This window comes from Alkalihalobacterium chitinilyticum, assembly GCF_029028005.1.
GTDB lineage: Bacteria > Bacillota > Bacilli > Bacillales > Bacillaceae_F > Alkalihalobacterium > Alkalihalobacterium chitinilyticum.
In genome coordinates this window covers 63,604-85,188 of record NZ_JAOTPO010000003.1, presented here as the reverse complement: position 1 = coordinate 85,188, position 21,585 = coordinate 63,604, and the positions used below count along the sequence as shown (strand labels likewise).

The window sequence follows — 21,585 nt, the reverse complement described above, 5'->3', positions numbered from 1 at the left end:
TGTTAAGGATATTGTGATTTAAGTTGATGGTGCGGTCATCAGGGCTATTGGTTGGAAGGTTGTTCTAGATTTTCCTAAGAGTGCACTATTCAGGATTATTGGTTAGCGGGTTCTCCTAGATTTTTCCTCAATTCCTCTCCAATCCAGGCCTTTAGGCGCTCAGCTATCCAAATTTTTCCTCTTACCATTTTCAAACCATACAAGAAACTCTTTTGAGGTTGGAAGAACTGCGTTAGAATAGAGACAGGAATAAATTGATGCTCTACAATCATTAAAATGAAAATAAACCTTAATAAAAGATACTTGTATAGAAGAAAGATAGGTGCGAAACATGGGGACTTTTACAATTGTTTTAGGGGGAGTCGGGTTATTTCTGCTTGGAATGACCTTAATGACAGATGGTTTAAAAGCGTTAGCTGGAGATGCTTTAAAGCAACTATTAAGTAAGTTCACGGGTGGAACGATTTCATCTATTTTGTCCGGAGCGACAATAACAGCGTTAATCCAATCTTCAAGTGCAACAACATTCATGACGATAGGCTTTGTTAGTGCAGGGTTACTAACATTTACACAGTCTGTCGGTGTAATTATCGGTGCTAATGTTGGTAGTACAAGTACGGGATGGCTCGTTTCAGTAATTGGATTTAAAGTGAATATGTCTACACTTGCATTGCCTTTAATCGGAATTGGTGTGTTTTTAAAGCTTTTCTCAAAAGGAAAACTAACACCCCACGGAATGGCTCTCGCTGGTTTTGGTCTGTTATTTTTAGGAATTGATATCTTACAGCAAGGAATGTCAGGTATCGGAGATATGTTCAACCTTGGTGCCATTTCAGGCGATACATTGCTGCACATGCTTTTACTCATTGTAATTGGGATTGCAATGACGGTTATTATGCAATCTTCAAGTGCGGCGGTTGTTACAACGTTAACTGCCCTTTACGCTGGTGCTATTACTTTCGATCAAGCTGCTGTGTTAGTCATTGGGCAAAATGTAGGTACGACCGTAAAAGCGATGATAGCTGCGGTTGGCAGTTCGATTCCGGCAAAACGAACTGCGGTTGCCCATATTTTATTTAACCTATTGACAGGTTTACTTGCTTTACTTGCATTACCTTTATTTATTTCCGCTGTGTTTTATATCAGTGATTTACTGCAAATAACCGATCAAAGTGTGTCACTTGCCATTTTTCACACCTTATTTAATGTCATTGGCGTATTATTGATTGTACCATTTATGCCATTATTTATTAAATTAGTCATTAAAATTGTCCCTGAAAAAGATGAGCACTTAACGAAGCATTTAGATCACAGTGTAGCAACAGTTGGTCCTGTAGCAATTGAGGCAGTTAGAAGAACGTTATTAAAAATTATGGGGTTAATCTCTACATCCTTTGTTTCGGTGTTTAAAGGTGAAAAGCCACTGGCTTATCTAAAGAAAAAGCTTGAGGATGCTGAAAATGCATTAGTGGAAATTCGTAGCTTTTTAACTAAAGTAAATTCAGAGTCTGTCAGTCATTCAGATCGAGAGTACAGCAGCCATGTTTCTATGATACATGCCATCGATCATATTGATCGTTTAATTAAAGCATTAAAAGAGATTGAGTCAATTGAAAAATTAAAACGTGATCAAAATATTCTAACCTTATTAATGAAGTTAGCCAAAGTATTCGAACAAGTTAGTGGAAGCATTGAAAATAAACAGCTTGAACATCTTGTCGCTCTCGTTGAGACAAATTCAAAGGAAATAGCAGAAATTCGAAAAGAAGACCGAAAAACAATCATTAAAACAACGGCTAAAAGCCAACTTGATGTAAGTGTCGCGATTGAAAAAGTTCACTCTATTCATTGGGTGGATCGAGTCGCTTTTCACTTATGGCGCACGATGTATCATCTAGAAGATAAAGAAGTAATGGAAGTAACCGACTTTGAAGTAGAAAATGCCCCAGAATAAATATTATTGTTGTACTAGACTATGATTTCACTTATTATATGGTTATAAAGAAGTGGTTCAAACGGGAGGACTTCCATGGTTAATGATAAAATATTACTAGAAACAGGAACGAATGAACTAGAAATAGTGATGTTTAATGTAGGTACAGGTTTATTTGGAATTAATGTGTTAAAAGTGCGAGAAATTATTAACCCGTTGCCTATTACTGAAACACCGAATGCACATACGTATGTTGAAGGAGTCATTCGTTTACGACAAGAGGTTATTCCAGTCGTTAATTTATCAAAAGTATTAAATTTTCCTTCTTCTGAAAATCCAGAACAGGATAAATTTATTATTTCAGAATTAAATCAAGTCAAAGTGGCTTTTCACGTTCATAGCGTTTCAAGAATCCATCGCATATCTTGGCAGCAAATTGAAAAGCCAAGTCAACTTTCTCAAGGAGAGCAAGCTCAAACCATTGGGATCGTGAAAATGGAAGAAGGAATGGCTTTATTACTTGACTTTGAAAAAATCGTCGTTGATATTAGTCCAGAAGCTGGTGTTAACGTAGAAAGTCTAAAGGTTCTCGGACCTAGACAGCGGTCTGCGAAAAAAATTGTAGCCGCTGAAGATTCGGCTATTCTCCGAAAATTATTAAGTGATACGTTAGCTGAAGCGGGTTATGATAATGTACTTTTTTTTGAAAATGGGCAAGTCGCATGGGAATACCTTGAAGGTTTAGCGTGTGATCCAGATTATGACCCATTGGAAGAAGTCAACTTGTTAATTACTGACTTAGAAATGCCTCAAATGGATGGTCATCACCTCACACTAAGAGTAAAAAATAATTCAAGGCTGGCGGGTCTGCCAGTAGTTATATTCTCTTCTCTGATTACGGATGATTTGTTCCATAAAGGCGCAAAAGTTGGAGCGAGTGCACAAGTAAGTAAACCTGAAATCGTCAAACTCGTTCAACAAATTGATCAGCTTATTTTATAGGTCAGCCTAGCGGAAAACAATGAAAAATAAATGAAGGATTTCGGTTGCAGATAAATAGCTTTCTTTTTCTCAAGAGGCTCCTCTTTATTAAGGGGTCTCTTTTTTATCAATGTTTATTTCTGTAGATTTTTTAGCTAGAAGCAAGCTTACTTTTCCATTGGGCTCTAAAAATCCGTCTTTTACTTTTTCTGCCGTTTCAATTCCTTTAATCCTTAATTCCTGGTCTAAGTTTTTGGTTGTCATTCTAGCTTTTTTTAAACCACTCATTAATACTTTTCCGTTACGGATAATTTGGATTGGACGTCCCATAATTAATACCTCAAACCGATCCGATTTTAAAGATAGAAAACTAAAAACGATTTGTGCTACTACAAACCCACTAATAGCAATAATGGAGGTTAATGGGTGGATGGAAGGATCAACGAGTGGGGCGCCCATCAATGCACCGATTGCAATTACAACAACTAAATCGAAATCCGTCATTTCCCCAACCGCTTGACTTCCCATCAATCGAAAAGCTGTAATTCCGACAGAAAACATGAGTAGAGTTTTTAGAAAAATAGGAACATATATCACATGCTTGGTTCTCCTATCATAGAAGTATTAAGTTTATTATTAAAAAAAAAATGTAAATTTATACTTAATCCGAATTTTTGTTCTCGATATAGGCAATGAACCAAAACCCCTTAATTGACATAGTATTTACTATACTTTTTAAGCAAGGGGAAATGGTTATGGCAAAAAAATCGTCAAACAAGAAAGTACTGCTACCACAAGTGAACAAACATGCATTTAATATGAAAGTGGTTACTTCTGATGTATGTTTCGCTTGTAAAACGAAGTGTAATCGAGGCATTGCCTATATGGAAAAAATGTCACAGCCAGGAGCAATGGGTAAAGGAGTACCGTGTATTCTGACAAAAGGTAAAGGATATAAGTAAAAAGTTCTAAGAGTTGACTCTTTAGTATTGTTGGCACCCTCAAAAGCAGTAAACGAGAGGAGCAAGCGGTATGGGAGCAACTCTTTTTTCAATGGCATTGACAGTACTAATCGTGAATAAACTGTAGGAATAGAACGAACATATTTTCAAAGCATTTCCGACTGCAGTTCACAGTCATATAGGAGGAAAACGATGGGGAGACGATATTTAATTCAACCGTTCCTTACTAAAAATTATCCCATTATTCATTACGGTAAAGGGGTTTTTTTATATGACAAAAATGGAAATGAATATCTGGATGGTTCTTCTGGAGCTGTGACAGCTAATATTGGCCATGGTGTTCATGAAATTATTGAAGCGATGCATGACCAGAGTAAAAAAGTCTCTTTTGTGTACCGTTCACAGTTTACGAACGAACCAGCCGAACGACTAGCGAAGCAATTAAGTGAATTAGCCCCAGGTGCACTCAATTGGTCTTTTTTCGTCAATAGCGGTACAGAAGCCATCGAAACAGCCATGAAAGTCGCACTTCAACATTGGCAAGAACAACAGAGACCAGAAAAGCAAGTATTTATTTCAAGGCGGTTAAGCTACCATGGGATAACAATCGGTGCTCTATCATTATCTGGTTTTATTGCACGGCGCGAGCGATTCGAACCACTACTCGAAAACTATCCTTCCTTATCACCTCCTTACTGTTATCGCTGCCCATTCCACTCTACTTACCCAAAATGTCATTTACAATGTGCTGAAGAATTAGAAGATATCATCGAGAGAATAGGTGCCAAGTACATCGCAGCGTTTGTGGCAGAACCGGTGATTGGAGCTGCAGGTGGAGCCATATCGCCACCCGACGGATACTATCAGAAAATAAAAGAAATATGCCAGCGTAATAACATTTTATTTATCGCAGACGAGGTCATGACAGGCATGGGGAGAACAGGAAAGATGTTTGCTATCGAGCATTGGGGCGTAACACCTGATATTATGGCCATTGGAAAAGGGTTAAGTGGCGGGTACGCACCGATTGCAGCAACTCTTATTTCAGATGATGTGATGAAACCGATTGAAGAGGGTACAAAAGTAATTATGAGCGGCCATACATTTAGTGCCAATCCCCAATCGTGTGCAACAGCATTAGCTGTTATTCGCTATACATTAAAAAATAAAGTGATAAATGAGGTTGAAGCTAAGGGTGAATTACTAATGAAAAAGTTATCGCCGTTAGCTAAACGTTTTCCGTTCATCGGCGATATTCGTGGAAAAGGGTTGCTTATTGGGGTTGAAATCGTGGGAAATACCCGTCGGAAGAAGTCATTTCCACGCCATTGGAATGTCAGTCAACGAGTCATTGATCACGCACTAGAATCAGGGTTGCTGTTATATCCTGCTGCTTCTGGTCATAACGGCTTAGATAATAATGGAATATTAATTGCGCCTCCATTAACCATTACAGCAAAAGAGATTGACGTGCTTGTGGAGCGCCTTGCGAAAACATTAATGTTGACAGAGCAGAGCTTGACACAACTAGAAAGGAGTTAATCCGATGTCACATCAGAAAGTACGGTCCAAAGAAAACATACTCGATTATGTTAGTAGTTCAAGTACGATTATGATTGGTGGCTTTGGTGGTGTAGGCACTCCGCCAACGGCGATTGATGTACTTCTTCATAGTGATATTGACTCGTTAACGATCATTAGTAATGATGCTGGATTTCCTGATATTGGGATTGGTAGATTAGTATGTCATCATAAAGCAGCCAAAATGATAACAACCCATATTGGGTCCAATCCAGTAGCTGGACGATTAATGAATGAAAATAAATTAGAAATCGAATTTGTTCCTCAAGGAACGTTTGCAGAACGTGTTCGGGCAGGTGGAGTCGGTCTAGGAGGAATTCTAGTCGACAGTGGCCTTCAGTCATATAATAGTTCTAGCAAAAATACGGTGAAGATCGATAACAAAATTTATTATTTAGAACGCCCGCTTACAGCTGAAGTATCTTTTATTTATGCAAAGAAAGCGGATACATTCGGCAATCTCATTTATGATAAGACAGCAAGAAATATGAACCCGCTTATGGCAATGGCTGGCGAGGTAACAATCGCTGAAGTGGAAGAAATTGTTCCTGCAGGCAGTCTCGACCCAGAATTGATTGTCACACCTGGAGTGTTTGTAGACGTTATCGTTGAAAGTGAAGGGGTGAATTGGAAATGGGTTTGGGAGTAGAAGACCGTGTTCGTATGGCAAAACGTGCAGCAAAAGAAATTACTCCAGGTATGTGTGTGAACTTAGGAATCGGGATCCCTACCCTGGTTGCGGATTATATACCTAATGAATGGAATGTCATGTTCCATGCCGAAAATGGAATTGTAGGTGCAGGAAGGAAACCGCTTGCAGGAGAAGAGGATGAGAACTTATGCAATGCAGGAGGATATCCGATTACTTTACGTAAAGGCGGGGTATATTTTGATAGTGCAACAGCTTTTGCTATCGTCCGTAAACAAATGCTAGATATGACGATTTTAGGAGGATTAGAAGTAAGTGAACGTGGTGATTTAGCCAATTGGATAGTTCCGGGCAAACGTGTGCCAGGTATGGGTGGAGCCATGGATTTAGCTGTTAAAGCCAAGAAACTCGTTGTTCTATTAAGTCACACGGATAATCAAGGAAATCCGAAAATTGTAAAAGAGTGCAAACTCCCATTAACAGCTTCACGTTGTGTTCATTTAATTATTACGGAAAGGGCTGTAATTGAAGTCACCGCTTCAGGTTTAATTTTACAAGAGACACTTGGTAATTATTCAGTAGAGGAAGTGATCGAAAAAACAGGGTGTTCATTAACAATACCCCCTGGTTTCTAAAACTTTAATTCGTTTCAGGAGGGGTCAAACGATGAATAAAGATTATCAATCACTCATTCACTCATGGATGAACGAAAATAGAGTCGTCGGGATTGAACTTTTACAAAAACTGGTCAGGAACCGAAGTATACAAACGAATGAATATGAAGCTCAACAAGTTATTATCAACCATTTACAGAAACTCGACCTAGAAATTGACGAATGGGAAGTAACAGGAGATATTTTTACTCATCCTTATTTCTGCTCAACGAGAAAGAGCTTCTTAAAAAGTCCTAATGTCGTTGGTGTGAAAAGAGGAATTGGGAAAGGAAAATCGATCATTTTAAATGGCCATATTGACGTTGTACCTGAAGGAGATGTTACACAATGGACGGATGACCCATACAGTGGCAAAATAGAAGGTGGAAGAATGTATGGGCGCGGTACGACTGATATGAAAGGCGGAACGGTTTCGCTGTTATTAGCAATTCAAGCCTTGAAAGAACTTGGAATTCAATTAAATGGTGATGTCATTTTTCAAAGTGTGATAGAAGAAGAAAGTGGCGGGGCAGGTACGTTGGGAACCTTACTGCGAGGCTATAAAGCAGACGCTGCTATTATTCCAGAACCTACTAATATGAAGATCTTTCCAAGACAGCAAGGTTCCATGTGGTTTCGCCTGACTGTAAAAGGCCGTTCCGCACATGGCGGGACTCGCTATGAGGGCGTTAGTGCAATAGAGAAGTCAATGGTTGTTATTCAGGAACTGCAGAACTTAGAAAAAGCCCGCAATGCTAGAATAGTAGATCCACTCTATGAAAATACGCCAATACCGATTCCGATTAATTTAGGTGTTATTAAAGGCGGTGACTGGCCATCCTCAGTAGCGGATGAGGTCATTATTGAGGGAAGGATCGGTGTTGCTCCAGATGAGGAAATGCGACATGCGCAAGAAGAACTGAGACTTTGCTTGAAAAACCTTGAGAACATTGACCGTTGGTTTAGGGAAAAGCCAGTTGGACTGGATTGGTTCGGTGCAAGATGGGTACCTGGCACCATAGATGAAGATCATCCATTAATGGGAATCCTTCAGTCGAAGTTTGAACAGGTGAAACAGACTGATCCTAAAATCGAAGCTTCGCCTTGGGGAACAGATGGAGGGTTATTAGAAAAGTTAGGCGGAATACCAGTTATTGTTTTCGGACCAGGTACAACTGAGATTGCTCATTTTCCTAATGAATATATTGAGCTTGAGAGAATGTTTGAAGTCGCTGAAATTATCGCACTCACACTAATTGAATGGTGTGGAGTGAACAGGTGAGTAATAAAAAAATAACGGTTCGCTAGCGACAGTGAGTCTAGTAGGTGATTAAATGAAAAATCAAATAGAGGTAGATTTATATAATGATAGGATCGTTGCCTATTTTCCGCTTGCAAGGAAAGAAGAACTAGCTCAGCTTGTTCAGTTGCAACAACAGCACCAACCTTCGAAAACCATAGTGTATGTGACGAAAGAATACGTTGATCATTTCGTTCAACAAGGATATGAGTCAGAAGGGCAAATTCCAGGTTTCTTTTATGGCTTTGACAGTTATATTGTAAGTCAATATAAAGGAAAAGAGCGAAAGACTTCAAAGCAAGTCCGAGAGCAAGCTGACATTATGAGTACGGTACAACAAACAAAAAATCGAATAGTACTTTCACCGTTAGAAGGGCAGTATTCGCTGCATTTAGCTAGTCATAATGATGTAAAAGGACTCGTTCAATTATATAGAAAGGTGTTTGAAAAATACCCAACTATGATTTTTGATCAGGACTATGTAGGAAAAATGATGACGGATGATTACTTTTTTGTGGTTATTAAAGATCAAAATAAAATAGTGAGTGCAGCCTCGGCAATGATCAATGAATATAAGAGTGCGGAAATTACCGATTGTGCCACTGATCCTGATTATCGTGGAAAGCAGTTCCTTTTACACATCATAACCAGGTTAGAGAAGGAGTTGTTCAATCGAGGAGTTTATTGCGCATATTCATTAACCCGGGCATTGTCACCAGGTATGAATGTGACTATTAAACGCTTAGGTTATGAATATGGAGGAAAATTAGTAAACAATTGCATCATAAGCACTGGCTTTGAAGATATGTGTATTTGGTCAAAGCAACTTAACCAAAAAAGCAAAGGAGCTGACTCTAGAATTTAGAGTCAGCTCTTTTTATAGAAAGAATATAAATTTTTCGGTCGACCTTTAGCTGGGTAACCTTAGCTTGAGGAGTGTCGGTTGCATCTTTGATGAATTGACCATTTACTGACATAGGAGAGAGTGGTATCGTTATCAGCTGCTACTACGTTTTTTTACATTCTAAAATAGTTTTTCTTTAATATCCGTGGTTGATTCATAAGTGAATCGTAACCAATGGAGTGTGGGAGATCCTGGGTATGAATTAGAAATAAATGGTCTTCAATGTCTTGGACCAATGACTCTTCAATATAGTTCATACCGCAGGATTGACAGTGTATAGACGGGATATCATGAATTTGAATCGCTTTTAATCCGTCTGGTAACTCCCAATAGGCTTCTTTTGTCGTTTGAGTTGTATTGTTTGATTGACACCATTCACAGTTCATCATACGCTATTTCTCCTCCTTTTTATTTTCACTCTCACTTTGCATCATTTTTTTCTGTTCTGCCAGCCATTTTTTCTCTTTCATTTCATCACGCTTTTGACGGCGGTCTTTTAAAGTTTGATGACTTTCATCACTTTGATAATTTTTACGACGGTCGATACGCTGAAGTCCTTCTGGCATAAGTGTTGTTTGTTCGTCTTTCATCAAGGAATGAACACCAATTGAACGTTCATTACCAGTTATTCCATAATATTGGGCAAAATAATCATCTGCTTTACCTGGATTGTAATTTTCTGGTTCAGGATAGGTTGTTATAACGCCTTCAAAATTGCGAAGAACTATTTTATTAGCGGATTGAGATATTAAATAATTCGGTTGCAAGGCAATCTTGCCGCCACCACCTGGAGCATCGACGACGAAAGTTGGTACTGCATAGCCACTTGTGTGTCCGCGTAAGGCTTCAATAATTTCTAACCCTTTTGAAACAGGAGCCCGGAAATGACCAATTCCTTCCGATAAGTCACATTGGTAAATATAATACGGACGGACACGAATTTTAACTAAGTCATGCATTAACTTTTTCATAATATGCGCACTATCATTAATTCCTGATAGAATGACAGCTTGATTTCCAACAGGAACACCAGCATTGACAAGCATTTCACAAGCCCGTTTCGACTCTTCAGTAATTTCAAATGAAGTGTTAAAGTGAGTATTCAACCAAACAGGATGATATTTCTTTAAGATATTACATAAGTTTCCAGTAATTCGCTGTGGAAATACAACAGGTGCACGAGTCCCAATTCGAATGATCTCTACATGTGGGATCGCACGTAAATTTTTTAGTATATATTCTAAGATTTGATCATTAACAAGGAGACCGTCTCCTCCTGAAATTAGCACATCGCGAACTTGGGGAGTATTACGGATATACTCAATAGCTCCATCTAATTGTTTTTTCGGAACACCCATACCAATTTGTCCTGAAAACCTACGTCGTGTACAATAACGACAATACATCGAGCACTGATTCGTAACGAGAAATAAAACTCGATCAGGATAGCGGTGAGTCAGTCCTGGAACTGGTGAATCTTCGTCTTCTGACAAAGGATCTTCTAAATCATACTTTGCCTTTTCAATTTCTTTTGATATCGGTACTGATTGCATACGAATTGGGCATCGTGGGTCATCTGGGTTCATGAGTGAGGCATAGTACGGTGTAATATTTAAAGGAATTGTTTTCGTTGAAATCTTAACACCCTCTTCTTCTTCAGCAGTTAAGTTAATGACTTTTTTTAAATCATCTAATGTCCGGATTGTATGTGTAAGTTGCCATAACCAATCATTCCACTCATCATCACTTACATCTTTCCAAAGTTCTATTTCTTTCCAATGTTTTTTCGGTTTATATAAATTAAAATTCATGATCATCCCTCCTAGCTTCTTACCCATACAAATGCAATTATTGTGCCAAATTGTAAAGGTGCGAAAAGGTGGGAAGGAGGCTAAAAATGAAAAATGGCAGTGCCGAAAAATCATCAGTTGTCATTTTGATAACTTAAATTTTTTCATTTTATACTGAAGGGTCTGTCTCGGAATGTTTAAAAATTTCGCTGCTTGTAGAATATTCTTGTTGCATCTATGAAGTGCGCTTTCAATTAAGTTCTTTTCGAATTTATCTACTTCTTTGCGAAAGGAGATCGGTTCCTTTTGAATTGGGGAAGTTGTGTGAAATAAATGATTCGGTAGATGATCTTCCGTTATTGTATTTCCATCTGCAATATTCATAGCAGATTCGATGGCATGTTCTAATTCGCGGACATTACCAGGCCAACTGTATTGTTGGAAGAAGGCTTGCACATTGTGAGATAGATTTTTAACAGATTTATTAAAACGTTCATTAAACTTCTTTAAAAAGTGTTTGGATAATAAGGAAATATCATCTTTTCTCTCACGCAACGGTGGGATATGAAGCGTAACAACACTAATTCGGTAAAATAAATCTTGGCGGAGTTTTTCTGCATTTACACAAGTAGTTGGATGTTCATTCATCGCTGTAATGATGCGGACGTTACATTGAATTCCCCTTGTGCCGCCAACTCTTCGAACAATTCCATCTTCAATCACTCGAAGTAACTTAGCTTGTAGATCAATTGGCATCGAGTTAATTTCATCAAGGAACAAAGTACCATTATGGGCCAATTCGAACAAACCTGGCCGTTCGGCAGCACCTGTAAAACTTCCTTTAGAAGTACCGAACAAAATACTTTCAAGAAGACTTGCGGGTATCGCTGCACAATTTTGAGCGATGAACGGGCCGTTTTTTCTTTGTGAAGTATTATGAATCGACTGCACAAACAGCTCTTTTCCCGTTCCGGTTTCACCATAGATTAAAATCGGTGAAGTAGTCTTGGCTGCTTTGCTTGCAGTTTGTTTGAGCTTTTTTAGCGTTTCACTTTGAGTAATGATATCCTCTAATTCAAACTTTGCACTCGAAGTAGAATTCTCTTTTTTGGCTGGAGTTCCACTCCGAATGACTCTTTCTTGCAGTTCAACGAGTTTTTCGGAAAGCTTCTTGATTTCAGAAAGATTTTTGGATATCTCAACAGCGCCAATAATTTCATTATTTTGGTAGATCGGCATCGTCGTATTAACGGTATCAACAAGAACGCCACGAACATTAGCAAACCGCTGTTTTTGATAATATATAGGTGAGCCATGCTTTATGACTTGTAGCAACGTACTTGTTTCTTCAGTCAGTGAAGGAAAAACATCGAGTACATGTTTATGAATGACTTCACTTGCATCAACACCATCTAATTGAGCAGCCACCTTATTATAGTAAATGGTTTTCCCATTTAAATCGACAACATGGATTCCTTCATCGATCGTGTCAAACACTGCATGAAGTAAATCAGGTGTTGTTTGAGTACCTTTCGTTGTCATTTCTTTTCCTCCTTTTTTATTGCTAAAATGTTGGCAAAGGAGAGCCGGAAATTTGGCACTCTTCTATTTATAAGTATGTTTTAACTTCAAAAACATGAAAGTTAATGTAGTAGCTTAGTTATTTCCCCCATGTTGTCACTTCTAATCTGAATCAAACAAAAGCTGCCCACCTTACTTTTAATCAGGTCGCAGCTTTTTAACATGATACTTATGGTTATATGCGGTAATTGCATCTATGCAATTATGGCTGGAGTTGTTTGGTATTTTTTCTAATCATATCGTCTCTTTGTTTTGCAGTAATCACTTTAAGCTTGTGCAATAAATGGGCGTACTGAACGACTTTCTTATTTCTTCCCATTTTCATCACCTTTTTTTCATAGTGTTAATGTATATTATTCACTACGGCAAAAAAAGTTTCGTTAAGGCAAAAGTAAACCAAGCCTATTTTTACAAATTAAGAATTATAGTTCGCAAGCCCAAAATACATTTCCCAAAGTAAACAATGGTATTAACTATAGGTCGCTGGCTTCGCTTAAAGGTCCCTAAATTGCGGTTTTTCTTTACGTAACCTTATTTTGTGTAGCGATTAGCATAGGAAGAAGCTACGAAAGATTGAGGTTTAATAAAAGGTTTCATGCCATGTTCTTCAATTCGTTTGACCATTTCTTCGACATAAACTTTTGTCTTATTTCTTGCCCCCTGTCCAACATCAATATGGCCTTCGATTGTTAGGGAACTGCCTTCCTTAATATGCGGAAGAATGATATTGATCATTTGCTTTTTTCGTTGGATTGTAAATAATTGAGCAATTTGCTCGGTTAGTGTTGTCTCTATTGATATTTTTGAATGGAGACATTCAATTCGCGTGGGGATATCAAATTTTCTTATGCATCCCCATGCACCTTTTCCTTCTCGGCGAATAACAATCCCAGTGACAAATCGCGTATATTTGCCATGTACTTGTGAATCGGTTCCAATAATTAAACGATAGGTTGAAGCAGGTTCCTTCTCCATAAATGAACATATATATTGAAACACTTCTTGGAAGGTCATATGTTTCCGTGAAAGGTTTTGAAAGGATATACCCATGCATCCCCCTCCTTAATGAAATATTTTAGTACTAGTTGTGTTAAACTTTATGATGAGGCAAGCTTTTCCTATTCCTATTTTTCAATGTTTGGAACGAGAATGTTTCTATAAAATGTGTTATAGTGAAAATAGCAAAACAGAGTAGTACAACGAGACGTTAGGAGTGTTTGGAGTGAGTATTGAAGTAACAAAGCCAGCGTATCAATGGTTTAAAGATGAATTTAACTTAGAAGGCACAGAATATATGAGAATTTTTGTACGTTACGGTGGGTGTGGAAGCTTCCAACAAGGTTTTTCGTTAGGGATTGTGAAAGAAGAGCCGAAAGATGCTGCGATTGAAGTTAATATGGAAGGAACGATTTTTTTTATTGAAAAAGAAGATATGTGGTATTTTGATGGTAAAGGTGTAAAAATTAAATACAGCCGAACGAAAGAGGAAATTGAGTTCGTTCAAGCTTAAGTAAAAGGCCAATCATATTAACAATTCATACTCCACGTGAAAAAGAAGTCCTTCCGCTATTTATAGCTATGGCAGAAACAATCAAATAATATTAGGTAAAGAAAAAGTAACAGCAAGGTAAGCTGTTACTTTTTCTTTTTCTGTCTTTTCTTCGGTTGATCGACCAATTCACTTGATGTTTCTTCGTTAAACATCGATTCAGTTGGTGTTTGGTTGTTCGTCAATGCCTTGTCTTCTTGAGGACGGCGTTTTTTCATAGCAAAATCTCCTCCTTTAAGGTTACGCTAGTAGTTTCACCATAACTGCGAAAAATACACGACACTCTGAAAATCAACTTCACTTAGAGTTTTAGCAATGAATTTTTATATTTTCTTAAAAGTAACACGATAAAAGATCGGTTCAAACCATATACTCAATTAAATGAATTTTATAACAACTTGTAGGGGGGAATGAGTATGTATTATCGTCAACCGATTCGCAGTTCAGACGGAAATCGATTTCGTCTCACCGTTATTGGTGAAGGGGAAGTAGCTGCTACTCCAGATATTGTTCAAGTTACGTTAGGTGTGCGAACTGAAAGAGAACATCCAAATGAAGCCATTCAGGAAAATGCACGAATAGCTAATAACATCATACAAAACTTAGAAAACTTAGGAATATCGAGAGAAAGAATAGAAACAAGGACATATAATGTTAGACCCATTTACGATTTTATTGAAGGTAAAAGTATTCTTAGGGGATATGAGGTGGAACACTTATTCGATATTACGATAACCGATATTAATCAGGTTGGTGAAGTGTTAAGCACAAGCGCAGAAGCCGGTGCTAATGTCATTCAAGGTTTACAGTTTAAGCTTTCTAATCCACAGGAATATTATCTGCAAGCTTTGTCCATTGCTGTCCAAAGTGGTACAAAAAAAGCAAATCATATTGCTGAGCAAATGGGGGTTACATTACTTCAGCCACCAATAACGATTACGGAAATCAGTGACGAACCTGTTTCTGTTTATCAACCGGAAGGAATGGTGCTAGCCGCAACTTATCCTGCTTCACCACCAATCACTACACAAGATGTGGTTATCCGTGCTAAAGTTTCAGTGGTGTATTCTTACAGTTAATTGTCACAGTTTCGCCATAATTAGAGCTGAGATATATGTTACTATATAGATAGTAATTAACGTATTTAGATTTATAATAGGGGTGACTTAAATGAGCGCAGTAGCATTAGTAGCAATTCTTAGTTTCGGTGGATTAGCAATGTTAATTAGTATTACAATGTCAATTATGTTTATGAAAATGTCTGATATCGATGCAAAAGATCCATTCCACACTAACCATTAATTTTTAATAAATAAAATAGATAGATTCATTATTTCTCAGACTATCGCGAAGAAGCGGTAGTTTTTTATTTGCAGTTAAGAATGTATAACATCTATAAAATGTCTAGACCCGGCGACTAGCGAAACTTCTTCACATGCATACGGTAAGTCAACACCGACTTACTACGACTGAATTTCAACCATAAGACTGATTTTTTGCATTTCAAATTATAAAGGAGTACGATAAATTCACTAAACTTATGGGGGTGTAGTTAATGACGTTACATATGGACAATACATTGCAGCATGCAACTTTTGCTGGCGGATGCTTCTGGTGTATGGTCAAGCCATTCGATCAATTTGAAGGAATAGAGAAAGTCGTATCAGGATATATGGGAGGACACATAGAAAACCCGTCATACGAACAGATCAAAACGGGAACAACTGGTCATTACGAGGTTGTTCAGATTACATTTCATCCAGAGCTTTTTCCTTATTCGAGGCTTCTTGAAATTTACTGGCAGCAGGTAGATCCTACTGATCCAGAAGGGCAATTTCATGATAGAGGCCCACAATACCGTACAGCGATTTTTTATCATAATCAAGAACAACAGGAAGAAGCACTGGCGTCTAGAGACAAGCTGGAGCAGAGTCAGAAATTTTCAAAGCCAATCGTTACACAGATTGTGGAAGCATCGACGTTTTACCCAGCAGAAGAGTATCATCAAGATTACTATAAAAAGAGCCCTAAACATTATAAAGAGGACCGAGAAAAGTCAGGAAGAGATGAATTTCTTCAAGTACATTGGGACGAAACCTCACGCACGAAATAATATATGTGTCTTCCTAATAAGAGTAAGATCACTTTTATTAAGGTTTAAAAAGACAGACAAAATTTTCCCTATACATGCTAATAATTGATAACAAAAAAACAAATACTACCTGTAACAAAAGAGAATCGTTAACTACGGTTCTTTTTTGTTCGGTCAAATAACCAAAATGTATAAAAATATGTAAAATTACATAGATAATTTGTAAAAGTATGAACAAAAATCTAAAATATCTGATATAATTTTATTAAGATAGTTTTTTTGAATATTCGTTATTGGGTGAGGAATGAGGGGAACAAAATGAAAATAAAAAGTAATATATATAAATTTTTCAGAATAATCAGAAATATAACCATTGGCGTTGCTGTTTTTGTTCTCTTATTTGCAGTTGTAGTTTTTGTAACTGTAGAACAATGGGCATCTAAAGAGGAAGGAAAATTACCAGTAAAGACTGCGGTAATCTTACATGCCGTCAATGAGAATTTAGTGCCTCTTGATATAGAAATACCGAACTTTGTTAGGGGAAGTACTGGGAGAAGTACAATGGTTAGAGAGACTGTTGAGATCCCAGTTCGAGATGGTTCGGAGATAACAGGAAAAGTTTATCGACCCAATGGGGAAGGACCTTATCCAATTATAATGTATTATCATGGCGGGGCGTTCCTAGAAGGTTATGGAAGTATTGAAACACATGAAAATATTGTTCGTGCATTAGCAGGAAGAACACAGAGTATCGTCGTAGCTGTTGGTTATCGTGTTGCGCCCAAATATGTATTTCCAACTGCGATTGAAGATGGGTATGATGCGCTGTTGTGGGCGTACGATATGGCTGAAGCGTGGAATGGGGATGTAAGTAAAATCGCAGTAGCCGGGGATAGTGCAGGCGGTAACATCGCTACTGTTGTTGCGATGATGTCAAGAGACGAAGGTGGTCCAGAATTAACTGCACAAGTACTCTATTACCCGTTAACGACGTTTCAAGATGTAGCGTTACCCTCTCGAAATGTCTACGATAGCGGTTATTATTTACTTTCAAGAAGTGTCATGTATTTAGCAAGAGATAAATATACACCAGAGCCAGATATGTGGTCAAACCCTTATACGTCACCATTGGAAGCTAAAGATTTAACAGGATTACCGCCAACCTTAATTATTACTGCTGAATTTGATCCATTACGAGATGAAGGAGAAGCTTACGGCAAAAAATTAAGTGACTTCGGTGTACCAGTGGAAACCATTCGTTATAAAGGAGTTATGCACGGGTTTATCTCTTTTTACGAAGTGATGTATCGTGGAAATCACGGATTACAGAAATCGGTTCACTATTTAAGAACTGCATTTCATGATGAAATCTTATATGAACCGTACACGGTAAAAGTGGTTAATATCGAGGATGGCAAAGAAACACTTCGTGATCAACTTGAAGCGTATGCGATGGCAGGTTTTTTAATTGGAAAACAAGCATTTACAATGCTACCGACTCAATACACTCTTATAAAATAAAATAATGAAAAGCTAGCCACTAGGGCTAAAAGGGGGAGTTACTGTCATCATGATAGTGACTCCCTTTGTATTGTGATGCAGGATTTGATATGTTGTAGATTTAAGGTGTCTTGTTTGATTGCTTACTATAAATCTGCTTAACTAAAGTAAAAGAAGAATTGGATGGTGAAATCATGTTAAAAAGACGTTTAGGAACGAGTGATTTATTTGTCTCAGAAGTTGGTCTAGGTTCCATGTCATTGAAAACTGAGAATGAAAAGGAAAGTATTGAAATCATCCATAAAGCGATAGATGGTGGAATGAATTTTATTGATACAGCAGATTTATATGAGTTTGGATTAAACGAAGAGCTTGTCGGAAAAGCCGTTAAAGGAAAAAGGGATGAAATAATAGTTGCAACTAAAGTTGGAAACCGCTGGGACAAAGACCAAGAGGGCTGGGGATGGGACCCATCCAAAACCTACATAAAAACAGCAGTAAAAGAAAGTCTTCGTCGTCTACAAATGGATTACATTGATTTATATCAACTTCACGGCGGAACGATTGAGGATCCAATTGATGAAACAATTGAAGCATTTGAAGAGCTGAAAAAAGAAGGTCTCATTCGATATTATGGTATTTCATCCATACGACCTAACGTCATACGTGAGTATGTAGAGAAATCAAATATTGTTAGTGTAATGATGCAATATAGTTTACTGGATCGTCGACCTGAAATTGAGGTGTTTGATTTATTAAGTAAACATCATATTTCTGTCATATCTAGAGGTCCGTTAGCGAAAGGAGTATTATCTACTAATTGGAGAAATAAAATCGACAATGGTTATCTGGACTATACGCCGGATGAATTATCAAAACTACTAGCGGAGACGGAAAGAATACGAGGAAATCAAAGTATCACAAGTATAGCTATCCGTTATGTAACAACGCCATCAGTAGTAGCCACAACAATTCCTGGGCCAAGAACCGTGGAACAGTTGAATGATATTCTGCAGTCTTATGATCAATGTAAAAATATATCTGAACATCAATTAGAGGAAGTGAAGGAGCTGACAAAGCAGCAAAATTTTACTGCCCATTTATAATTTTTAGTTAAGTTATCTAAAAATTTTTATAATTAATATTGTTCGTAATAAGGAAATGAGTTATTCTATTTATAGAACAATATTGGGGTGGTAAATGTATGGCAACAAAAAAATTAGAACTGTTTCATATGAGTGGACAGAAATATAAAATAGTCGACATACCTGTTGTAAATCAAGATGTCTTTGTTGTTAATTACTATTTACAGTTATTAATTGATGATATTGAGAGAAGCGCAAAGCCAAAAGGGATTTATTCTTTCTCGAGTTTTGTTATAGGAAAGTGCGGCTTAAAAGAATATAACAAAATGAAATCCCTTAGTATTACGAAAACTCTACACCAATTAGACGCCCCTAGTTAATATAAAATAAAAATGACACTAAAAAAGCTGCGCCTGCCTAAATAAGGAGACGCAGCTTTTTCTTGCCTTTCCTTTTAGGGGTTAATTAGTTTTGTTGAATAAAAACGGATAATATTTACATAGCGGGAGAAATAAATAGTCCTAATGAATTATTACATTTAACAAGAACAGGATTATAATTATCTAGTCGCGTAGAAGGTATGGATTCCGATGAACTATATAAAGTGTCTGACAAACAATGAATATGAAACAAAATTAAATTCCCTAGCTCGACAATGGGGAGTTGAAATTGAATGGGAAGAGTCTGATAATGACCAGTAAAATAAGACCACTCTGAATAGGGTGGTCTTATTTTAATTTTACAACAGTACTTTTAATTAAAACGCCCAATTTCCATTTCTAAATAACGGCTCACGCTCACCGTCAGCTGTAATTCCATCGATATTCATATCAGCTGAACCAATCATGAAATCAACGTGTGTAATACTTGTGTTTAAGCCATTTTTTTGTAGTTCTTCTTTAGACATCGTCTTACCGCCTTCAAGGTTAAAGGCATAGGCACTTCCTAGAGCTAAGTGGTTAGATGCATTTTCATCAAATAATGTATTGTAGAAAATAACATTTGAGTTTGAGATCGGTGAATCATGTGGTACTAAAGCGACTTCACCTAAATAAGCCGAACCTTCATCTGTTTCAACTAGGCGTTTTAGTGTTTCATAGCCTTCCTCAGCTGAATATTCTACAACTTTTCCATCTTTGAATGTTAAAGAAAAGTTTTGAATAAGTGTTCCACCATAGTTTAATGGTTTCGTACTAGATACTGTTCCGTAAACGCCGTCTTTTTTCGCAGCTGTAAACACTTCTTCGGTTGGTAAGTTAGCAACGAAGTATACATTTTGTTCGTTATTACTTCCTGCACCAGCCCATAAGTGTTTTTCAGGTAGTTCAATCGTTAAGTCAGTACCAGGGGCTGTATAGTGAAGCTTTTGGAAACGCTTATTGTTTAGGAATTCTACTTTACTCGTAAGATTTTCGCAATGCTCTTTCCATGCCGAAACAGGATCTTCTAGTTCAACGCGTGTTGCGCTGAAAATCGCATTCCACAGTTTTTCAACCGCTGCTTCTTCAGAATCATTAGGGAACACTTTTTGAGCCCAGCCCGGTGCAGATGCCGCGATCACTGTCCAACTGATTTTGTCAGATTGAACATACGAACGGAATGTATCCATCGCTTGACCAGATGCTTTGTTCGCATTAGCAATACGCTCAGGGTTTACACCTTTCAGTAAGTCTGGATTACTAGCGACGATACTCATAAAAGCAGCACCATTTTCGGCCATTTCTTCATATCCCTTTGCTTTCCAAAGTGGAAACTCATGAAAAGCTTCATCCGGGGCATTCTTATATTTAATTAATGTTAGTTCTTCATCATTCCATTCAACATGGACATTTTTTGCACCAGCGTCATAAGCTTTCTTCGCTACAAGTCTAACAAAGTCTGTAGCTGCAAGTGGTGCATTGATCACTAGTGTTTGACCTTCTTGAATATTGACACCAACTTTTACGGCTAATTCAGCATACTTTTCAAGTTTTGTTTGTAAATTCTCCATTTATTTCCCTCGCTTATGTATAATTTCTATTACAAGAGTATTTTAACAGTTTCTGTACGTTTTGAAAAAGAAAACCGTTCCTTTTATTAAGTGATATGAAATAAAAAAGAGGGTTATAGCCCTCTCTGTTAAAATAAATAAAATTAGCATTACTTTTTTCCGTACTGTACAAACATGCGCTCGTCTTCAATGAGCCCACATGCACCACACTGTATTTTTAATGAAGGACCGCGGTAAGGCAGATGAAAAGGATCAAGTTTTTCGTTTGAATACTCTTCCATTACATCACCAGTTTGTGGATTCAATTTTACAGCTTGAGCTATTTGTTCAATACGGTTAAAACGGGATCGGTTGGTTTTACAATTAGGACACAAATATGGTTCCGCCATAAGTAACACCTCCTAATCACAGTATTTCCATTTTATTTTATGAATACTCTATTTAGAGAAAGAAGGGGAAACTATGATTGTAAGATTAGCTCAATTAAAGGATGTTCAAGTGATTGCTGATATTCATGTTGCAAGTTGGAAGACAACCTATAGAGGAATCGTTTCCGAAGAATATTTGGATTCATTAAAAGTGGAAGATCGACAGGAAATGTGGAAAAGAGTTCTCTCTACCGAGAACCATCCAACAACTGTTTTTGTGGTGGAAGAAGAGGATACAGTCTTTGGGTTTGCAGCTGTTGGTAAAGAACGAACAGGAAAATACCCAGAAATCGACGGTGAGTTGTACGCTATCTACTTATACGAAAATGCCCAACGAAAAGGCGGAGGAAAACAGTTGGTTGCAAAGGCGGCAGAAGTATTAAAGGAAAAAGGATATCATGGACTTTTAGTTTGGGTTCTCGACGATAATCCGGCAAAACGATTTTACGAAGAAGCATTAAATGGAGAATTTTTAGAAAGCGTAGACATTGAAATTGGCGGACAATCGTTTAAAGAAGCTGCATACGGTTGGTATAGCTTGGACCAGTTTATTTCTAGATAAAGAGAAAATAGTGGCTGTTTTCGTAAACGTCGTTGATAGTAGGAT

At 37.5% G+C, this 21,585-nt stretch carries 24 protein-coding genes; 16 read left to right on the top strand and 8 right to left on the bottom strand.

Annotated features, from left to right (window positions below; translation table 11 throughout):
• The first annotated feature begins 331 nt into the window (after positions 1-331).
• The gene (locus N7Z68_RS05355; RefSeq protein ID WP_275117440.1) at positions 332-1,954 is read left to right on the top strand and encodes a Na/Pi cotransporter family protein; all 1,623 of its coding nucleotides are present in this window, start codon (positions 332-334) and stop codon (positions 1,952-1,954) included.
• Between the two features lie 75 nt (positions 1,955-2,029).
• A complete protein-coding gene (locus tag N7Z68_RS05350) occupies positions 2,030-2,935 on the top strand; it encodes a chemotaxis protein (RefSeq protein ID WP_275117439.1) in 906 nt (301 codons plus the stop codon).
• An 87-nt stretch (positions 2,936-3,022) separates the two neighbouring features.
• On the opposite strand, the gene N7Z68_RS05345 is transcribed toward N7Z68_RS05350, so the two are convergent.
• Positions 3,023-3,511 (bottom strand): DUF421 domain-containing protein, encoded by a 489-nt coding sequence (locus tag N7Z68_RS05345; protein ID WP_275117438.1) that lies wholly within the window; start codon positions 3,509-3,511, stop codon positions 3,023-3,025.
• A gap of 158 nt (positions 3,512-3,669) precedes the next feature.
• Here N7Z68_RS05345 and N7Z68_RS05340 point away from each other — a divergent pair, with 158 nt between their 5' ends.
• The 6 genes from N7Z68_RS05340 (at position 3,670) to ablB (ending at position 8,924) form a co-directional block, all read left to right on the top strand.
• Complete coding sequence (locus N7Z68_RS05340) at positions 3,670-3,876, top strand: hypothetical protein (protein ID WP_275117437.1); 207 nt, start codon at positions 3,670-3,672, stop codon at positions 3,874-3,876.
• A gap of 192 nt (positions 3,877-4,068) precedes the next feature.
• Complete coding sequence (locus N7Z68_RS05335; RefSeq protein WP_275117436.1) at positions 4,069-5,418, top strand: aspartate aminotransferase family protein; 1,350 nt, start codon at positions 4,069-4,071, stop codon at positions 5,416-5,418.
• 4 nt (positions 5,419-5,422) lie between these two features.
• Positions 5,423-6,106 carry a CoA transferase subunit A gene (locus tag N7Z68_RS05330; RefSeq protein ID WP_275117435.1) on the top strand — a complete coding sequence of 228 codons (684 nt, stop codon included), beginning with the start codon at positions 5,423-5,425 and terminating at the stop codon, positions 6,104-6,106.
• Positions 6,091-6,741: a 3-oxoacid CoA-transferase subunit B gene (locus tag N7Z68_RS05325; protein ID WP_275117434.1), complete on the top strand. Its 651-nt coding sequence runs from the start codon at positions 6,091-6,093 to the stop codon at positions 6,739-6,741. Before N7Z68_RS05330 ends, N7Z68_RS05325 begins: the two co-directional genes overlap by 16 nt.
• Positions 6,742-6,772: 31 nt before the next feature.
• Positions 6,773-8,041 carry a peptidase gene (locus N7Z68_RS05320; protein ID WP_275117433.1) on the top strand — a complete coding sequence of 423 codons (1,269 nt, stop codon included), beginning with the start codon at positions 6,773-6,775 and terminating at the stop codon, positions 8,039-8,041.
• Between the two features lie 52 nt (positions 8,042-8,093).
• Positions 8,094-8,924 carry a putative beta-lysine N-acetyltransferase gene (ablB, locus tag N7Z68_RS05315; protein ID WP_275117432.1) on the top strand — a complete coding sequence of 277 codons (831 nt, stop codon included), beginning with the start codon at positions 8,094-8,096 and terminating at the stop codon, positions 8,922-8,924.
• A 152-nt stretch (positions 8,925-9,076) separates the two neighbouring features.
• Here ablB and N7Z68_RS05310 read toward each other — a convergent pair whose 3' ends face one another.
• The 4 genes from N7Z68_RS05310 to N7Z68_RS05295 form a co-directional block, all read right to left on the bottom strand.
• Positions 9,077-9,349 carry a YokU family protein gene (locus tag N7Z68_RS05310; RefSeq protein ID WP_275117797.1) on the bottom strand — a complete coding sequence of 91 codons (273 nt, stop codon included), beginning with the start codon at positions 9,347-9,349 and terminating at the stop codon, positions 9,077-9,079.
• Positions 9,350-9,355: 6 nt separating this feature from the next.
• On the bottom strand, positions 9,356-10,774 hold the full coding sequence (gene kamA, locus N7Z68_RS05305; protein ID WP_275117431.1) for a lysine 2,3-aminomutase: 1,419 nt from the start codon (positions 10,772-10,774) through the stop codon (positions 9,356-9,358).
• 120 nt (positions 10,775-10,894) lie between these two features.
• Positions 10,895-12,295, bottom strand: coding sequence for a sigma-54 interaction domain-containing protein (locus N7Z68_RS05300; RefSeq protein WP_275117430.1), 1,401 nt, complete (start codon positions 12,293-12,295; stop codon positions 10,895-10,897).
• A gap of 570 nt (positions 12,296-12,865) precedes the next feature.
• Positions 12,866-13,384: a ribonuclease H-like YkuK family protein gene (locus N7Z68_RS05295; protein WP_275117429.1), complete on the bottom strand. Its 519-nt coding sequence runs from the start codon at positions 13,382-13,384 to the stop codon at positions 12,866-12,868.
• A gap of 172 nt (positions 13,385-13,556) precedes the next feature.
• Between N7Z68_RS05295 and N7Z68_RS05290 the strand changes: the two genes are divergently transcribed.
• Positions 13,557-13,844, top strand: a complete 288-nt coding sequence (locus N7Z68_RS05290) for a HesB/YadR/YfhF family protein (protein WP_275117428.1) — start codon at positions 13,557-13,559, stop codon at positions 13,842-13,844.
• 125 nt (positions 13,845-13,969) lie between these two features.
• Here the strand turns inward: N7Z68_RS05290 and ykzP are convergent, their stop codons facing one another.
• On the bottom strand, positions 13,970-14,101 hold the full coding sequence (gene ykzP / locus N7Z68_RS05285; protein WP_275117427.1) for a protein YkzP: 132 nt from the start codon (positions 14,099-14,101) through the stop codon (positions 13,970-13,972).
• Positions 14,102-14,299: 198 nt separating this feature from the next.
• Between ykzP and N7Z68_RS05280 the strand changes: the two genes are divergently transcribed.
• The 6 genes from N7Z68_RS05280 (at position 14,300) to N7Z68_RS05255 (ending at position 18,940) form a co-directional block, all read left to right on the top strand.
• Positions 14,300-14,962: an SIMPL domain-containing protein gene (locus N7Z68_RS05280; RefSeq protein ID WP_275117426.1), complete on the top strand. Its 663-nt coding sequence runs from the start codon at positions 14,300-14,302 to the stop codon at positions 14,960-14,962.
• Between the two features lie 91 nt (positions 14,963-15,053).
• Positions 15,054-15,185, top strand: a complete 132-nt coding sequence (locus N7Z68_RS05275) for a hypothetical protein (RefSeq protein ID WP_275117425.1) — start codon at positions 15,054-15,056, stop codon at positions 15,183-15,185.
• 277 nt (positions 15,186-15,462) lie between these two features.
• Positions 15,463-15,996, top strand: a complete 534-nt coding sequence (msrA, locus tag N7Z68_RS05270) for a peptide-methionine (S)-S-oxide reductase MsrA (protein ID WP_275117796.1) — start codon at positions 15,463-15,465, stop codon at positions 15,994-15,996.
• A gap of 297 nt (positions 15,997-16,293) precedes the next feature.
• Complete coding sequence (locus N7Z68_RS05265; protein WP_275117424.1) at positions 16,294-17,496, top strand: alpha/beta hydrolase; 1,203 nt, start codon at positions 16,294-16,296, stop codon at positions 17,494-17,496.
• A 173-nt stretch (positions 17,497-17,669) separates the two neighbouring features.
• Entirely contained in the window at positions 17,670-18,581 is a 912-nt protein-coding gene (locus tag N7Z68_RS05260) for an aldo/keto reductase (protein WP_275117423.1), read from the top strand.
• Between the two features lie 98 nt (positions 18,582-18,679).
• Positions 18,680-18,940: a DUF2535 family protein gene (locus tag N7Z68_RS05255; protein WP_275117422.1), complete on the top strand. Its 261-nt coding sequence runs from the start codon at positions 18,680-18,682 to the stop codon at positions 18,938-18,940.
• 377 nt (positions 18,941-19,317) lie between these two features.
• Here the strand turns inward: N7Z68_RS05255 and N7Z68_RS05250 are convergent, their stop codons facing one another.
• Both N7Z68_RS05250 and N7Z68_RS05245 read right to left on the bottom strand, forming a co-directional pair.
• Positions 19,318-20,550, bottom strand: a complete 1,233-nt coding sequence (locus tag N7Z68_RS05250; protein WP_275117421.1) for an aminopeptidase — start codon at positions 20,548-20,550, stop codon at positions 19,318-19,320.
• A 149-nt stretch (positions 20,551-20,699) separates the two neighbouring features.
• A complete protein-coding gene (locus N7Z68_RS05245; protein WP_275117420.1) occupies positions 20,700-20,939 on the bottom strand; it encodes a DNA alkylation repair protein in 240 nt (79 codons plus the stop codon).
• A gap of 73 nt (positions 20,940-21,012) precedes the next feature.
• Here N7Z68_RS05245 and N7Z68_RS05240 point away from each other — a divergent pair, with 73 nt between their 5' ends.
• Positions 21,013-21,540 (top strand): GNAT family N-acetyltransferase, encoded by a 528-nt coding sequence (locus N7Z68_RS05240; RefSeq protein WP_275117419.1) that lies wholly within the window; start codon positions 21,013-21,015, stop codon positions 21,538-21,540.
• Positions 21,541-21,585: the final 45 nt, after the last annotated feature.

What these genes read in the sequence shown, in the direction of transcription:
- N7Z68_RS05280 (WP_275117426.1), top strand. Translation starts at nt 14,300, where the DNA reads ATGTATTATCGTCAACCGATTCGCAGTTCAGACGGAAATCGATTTCGT.
- N7Z68_RS05255 (WP_275117422.1), top strand. Translation starts at nt 18,680, where the DNA reads ATGGCAACAAAAAAATTAGAACTGTTTCATATGAGTGGACAGAAATAT.
- ykzP (WP_275117427.1), bottom strand. Translation starts at nt 14,101, where the DNA reads ATGAAAAAACGCCGTCCTCAAGAAGACAAGGCATTGACGAACAACCAA.
- N7Z68_RS05295 (WP_275117429.1), bottom strand. Translation starts at nt 13,384, where the DNA reads ATGGGTATATCCTTTCAAAACCTTTCACGGAAACATATGACCTTCCAA.
- N7Z68_RS05355 (WP_275117440.1), top strand. Translation starts at nt 332, where the DNA reads ATGGGGACTTTTACAATTGTTTTAGGGGGAGTCGGGTTATTTCTGCTT.
- N7Z68_RS05245 (WP_275117420.1), bottom strand. Translation starts at nt 20,939, where the DNA reads ATGGCGGAACCATATTTGTGTCCTAATTGTAAAACCAACCGATCCCGT.
- N7Z68_RS05260 (WP_275117423.1), top strand. Translation starts at nt 17,670, where the DNA reads ATGTTAAAAAGACGTTTAGGAACGAGTGATTTATTTGTCTCAGAAGTT.
- kamA (WP_275117431.1), bottom strand. Translation starts at nt 10,774, where the DNA reads ATGAATTTTAATTTATATAAACCGAAAAAACATTGGAAAGAAATAGAA.
- N7Z68_RS05310 (WP_275117797.1), bottom strand. Translation starts at nt 9,349, where the DNA reads ATGAACTGTGAATGGTGTCAATCAAACAATACAACTCAAACGACAAAA.
- N7Z68_RS05330 (WP_275117435.1), top strand. Translation starts at nt 5,423, where the DNA reads ATGTCACATCAGAAAGTACGGTCCAAAGAAAACATACTCGATTATGTT.
- N7Z68_RS05335 (WP_275117436.1), top strand. Translation starts at nt 4,069, where the DNA reads ATGGGGAGACGATATTTAATTCAACCGTTCCTTACTAAAAATTATCCC.
- N7Z68_RS05340 (WP_275117437.1), top strand. Translation starts at nt 3,670, where the DNA reads ATGGCAAAAAAATCGTCAAACAAGAAAGTACTGCTACCACAAGTGAAC.
- N7Z68_RS05250 (WP_275117421.1), bottom strand. Translation starts at nt 20,550, where the DNA reads ATGGAGAATTTACAAACAAAACTTGAAAAGTATGCTGAATTAGCCGTA.
- N7Z68_RS05275 (WP_275117425.1), top strand. Translation starts at nt 15,054, where the DNA reads ATGAGCGCAGTAGCATTAGTAGCAATTCTTAGTTTCGGTGGATTAGCA.
- N7Z68_RS05300 (WP_275117430.1), bottom strand. Translation starts at nt 12,295, where the DNA reads ATGACAACGAAAGGTACTCAAACAACACCTGATTTACTTCATGCAGTG.
- N7Z68_RS05240 (WP_275117419.1), top strand. Translation starts at nt 21,013, where the DNA reads ATGATTGTAAGATTAGCTCAATTAAAGGATGTTCAAGTGATTGCTGAT.
- N7Z68_RS05325 (WP_275117434.1), top strand. Translation starts at nt 6,091, where the DNA reads ATGGGTTTGGGAGTAGAAGACCGTGTTCGTATGGCAAAACGTGCAGCA.
- N7Z68_RS05320 (WP_275117433.1), top strand. Translation starts at nt 6,773, where the DNA reads ATGAATAAAGATTATCAATCACTCATTCACTCATGGATGAACGAAAAT.
- N7Z68_RS05350 (WP_275117439.1), top strand. Translation starts at nt 2,030, where the DNA reads ATGGTTAATGATAAAATATTACTAGAAACAGGAACGAATGAACTAGAA.
- N7Z68_RS05265 (WP_275117424.1), top strand. Translation starts at nt 16,294, where the DNA reads ATGAAAATAAAAAGTAATATATATAAATTTTTCAGAATAATCAGAAAT.
- ablB (WP_275117432.1), top strand. Translation starts at nt 8,094, where the DNA reads ATGAAAAATCAAATAGAGGTAGATTTATATAATGATAGGATCGTTGCC.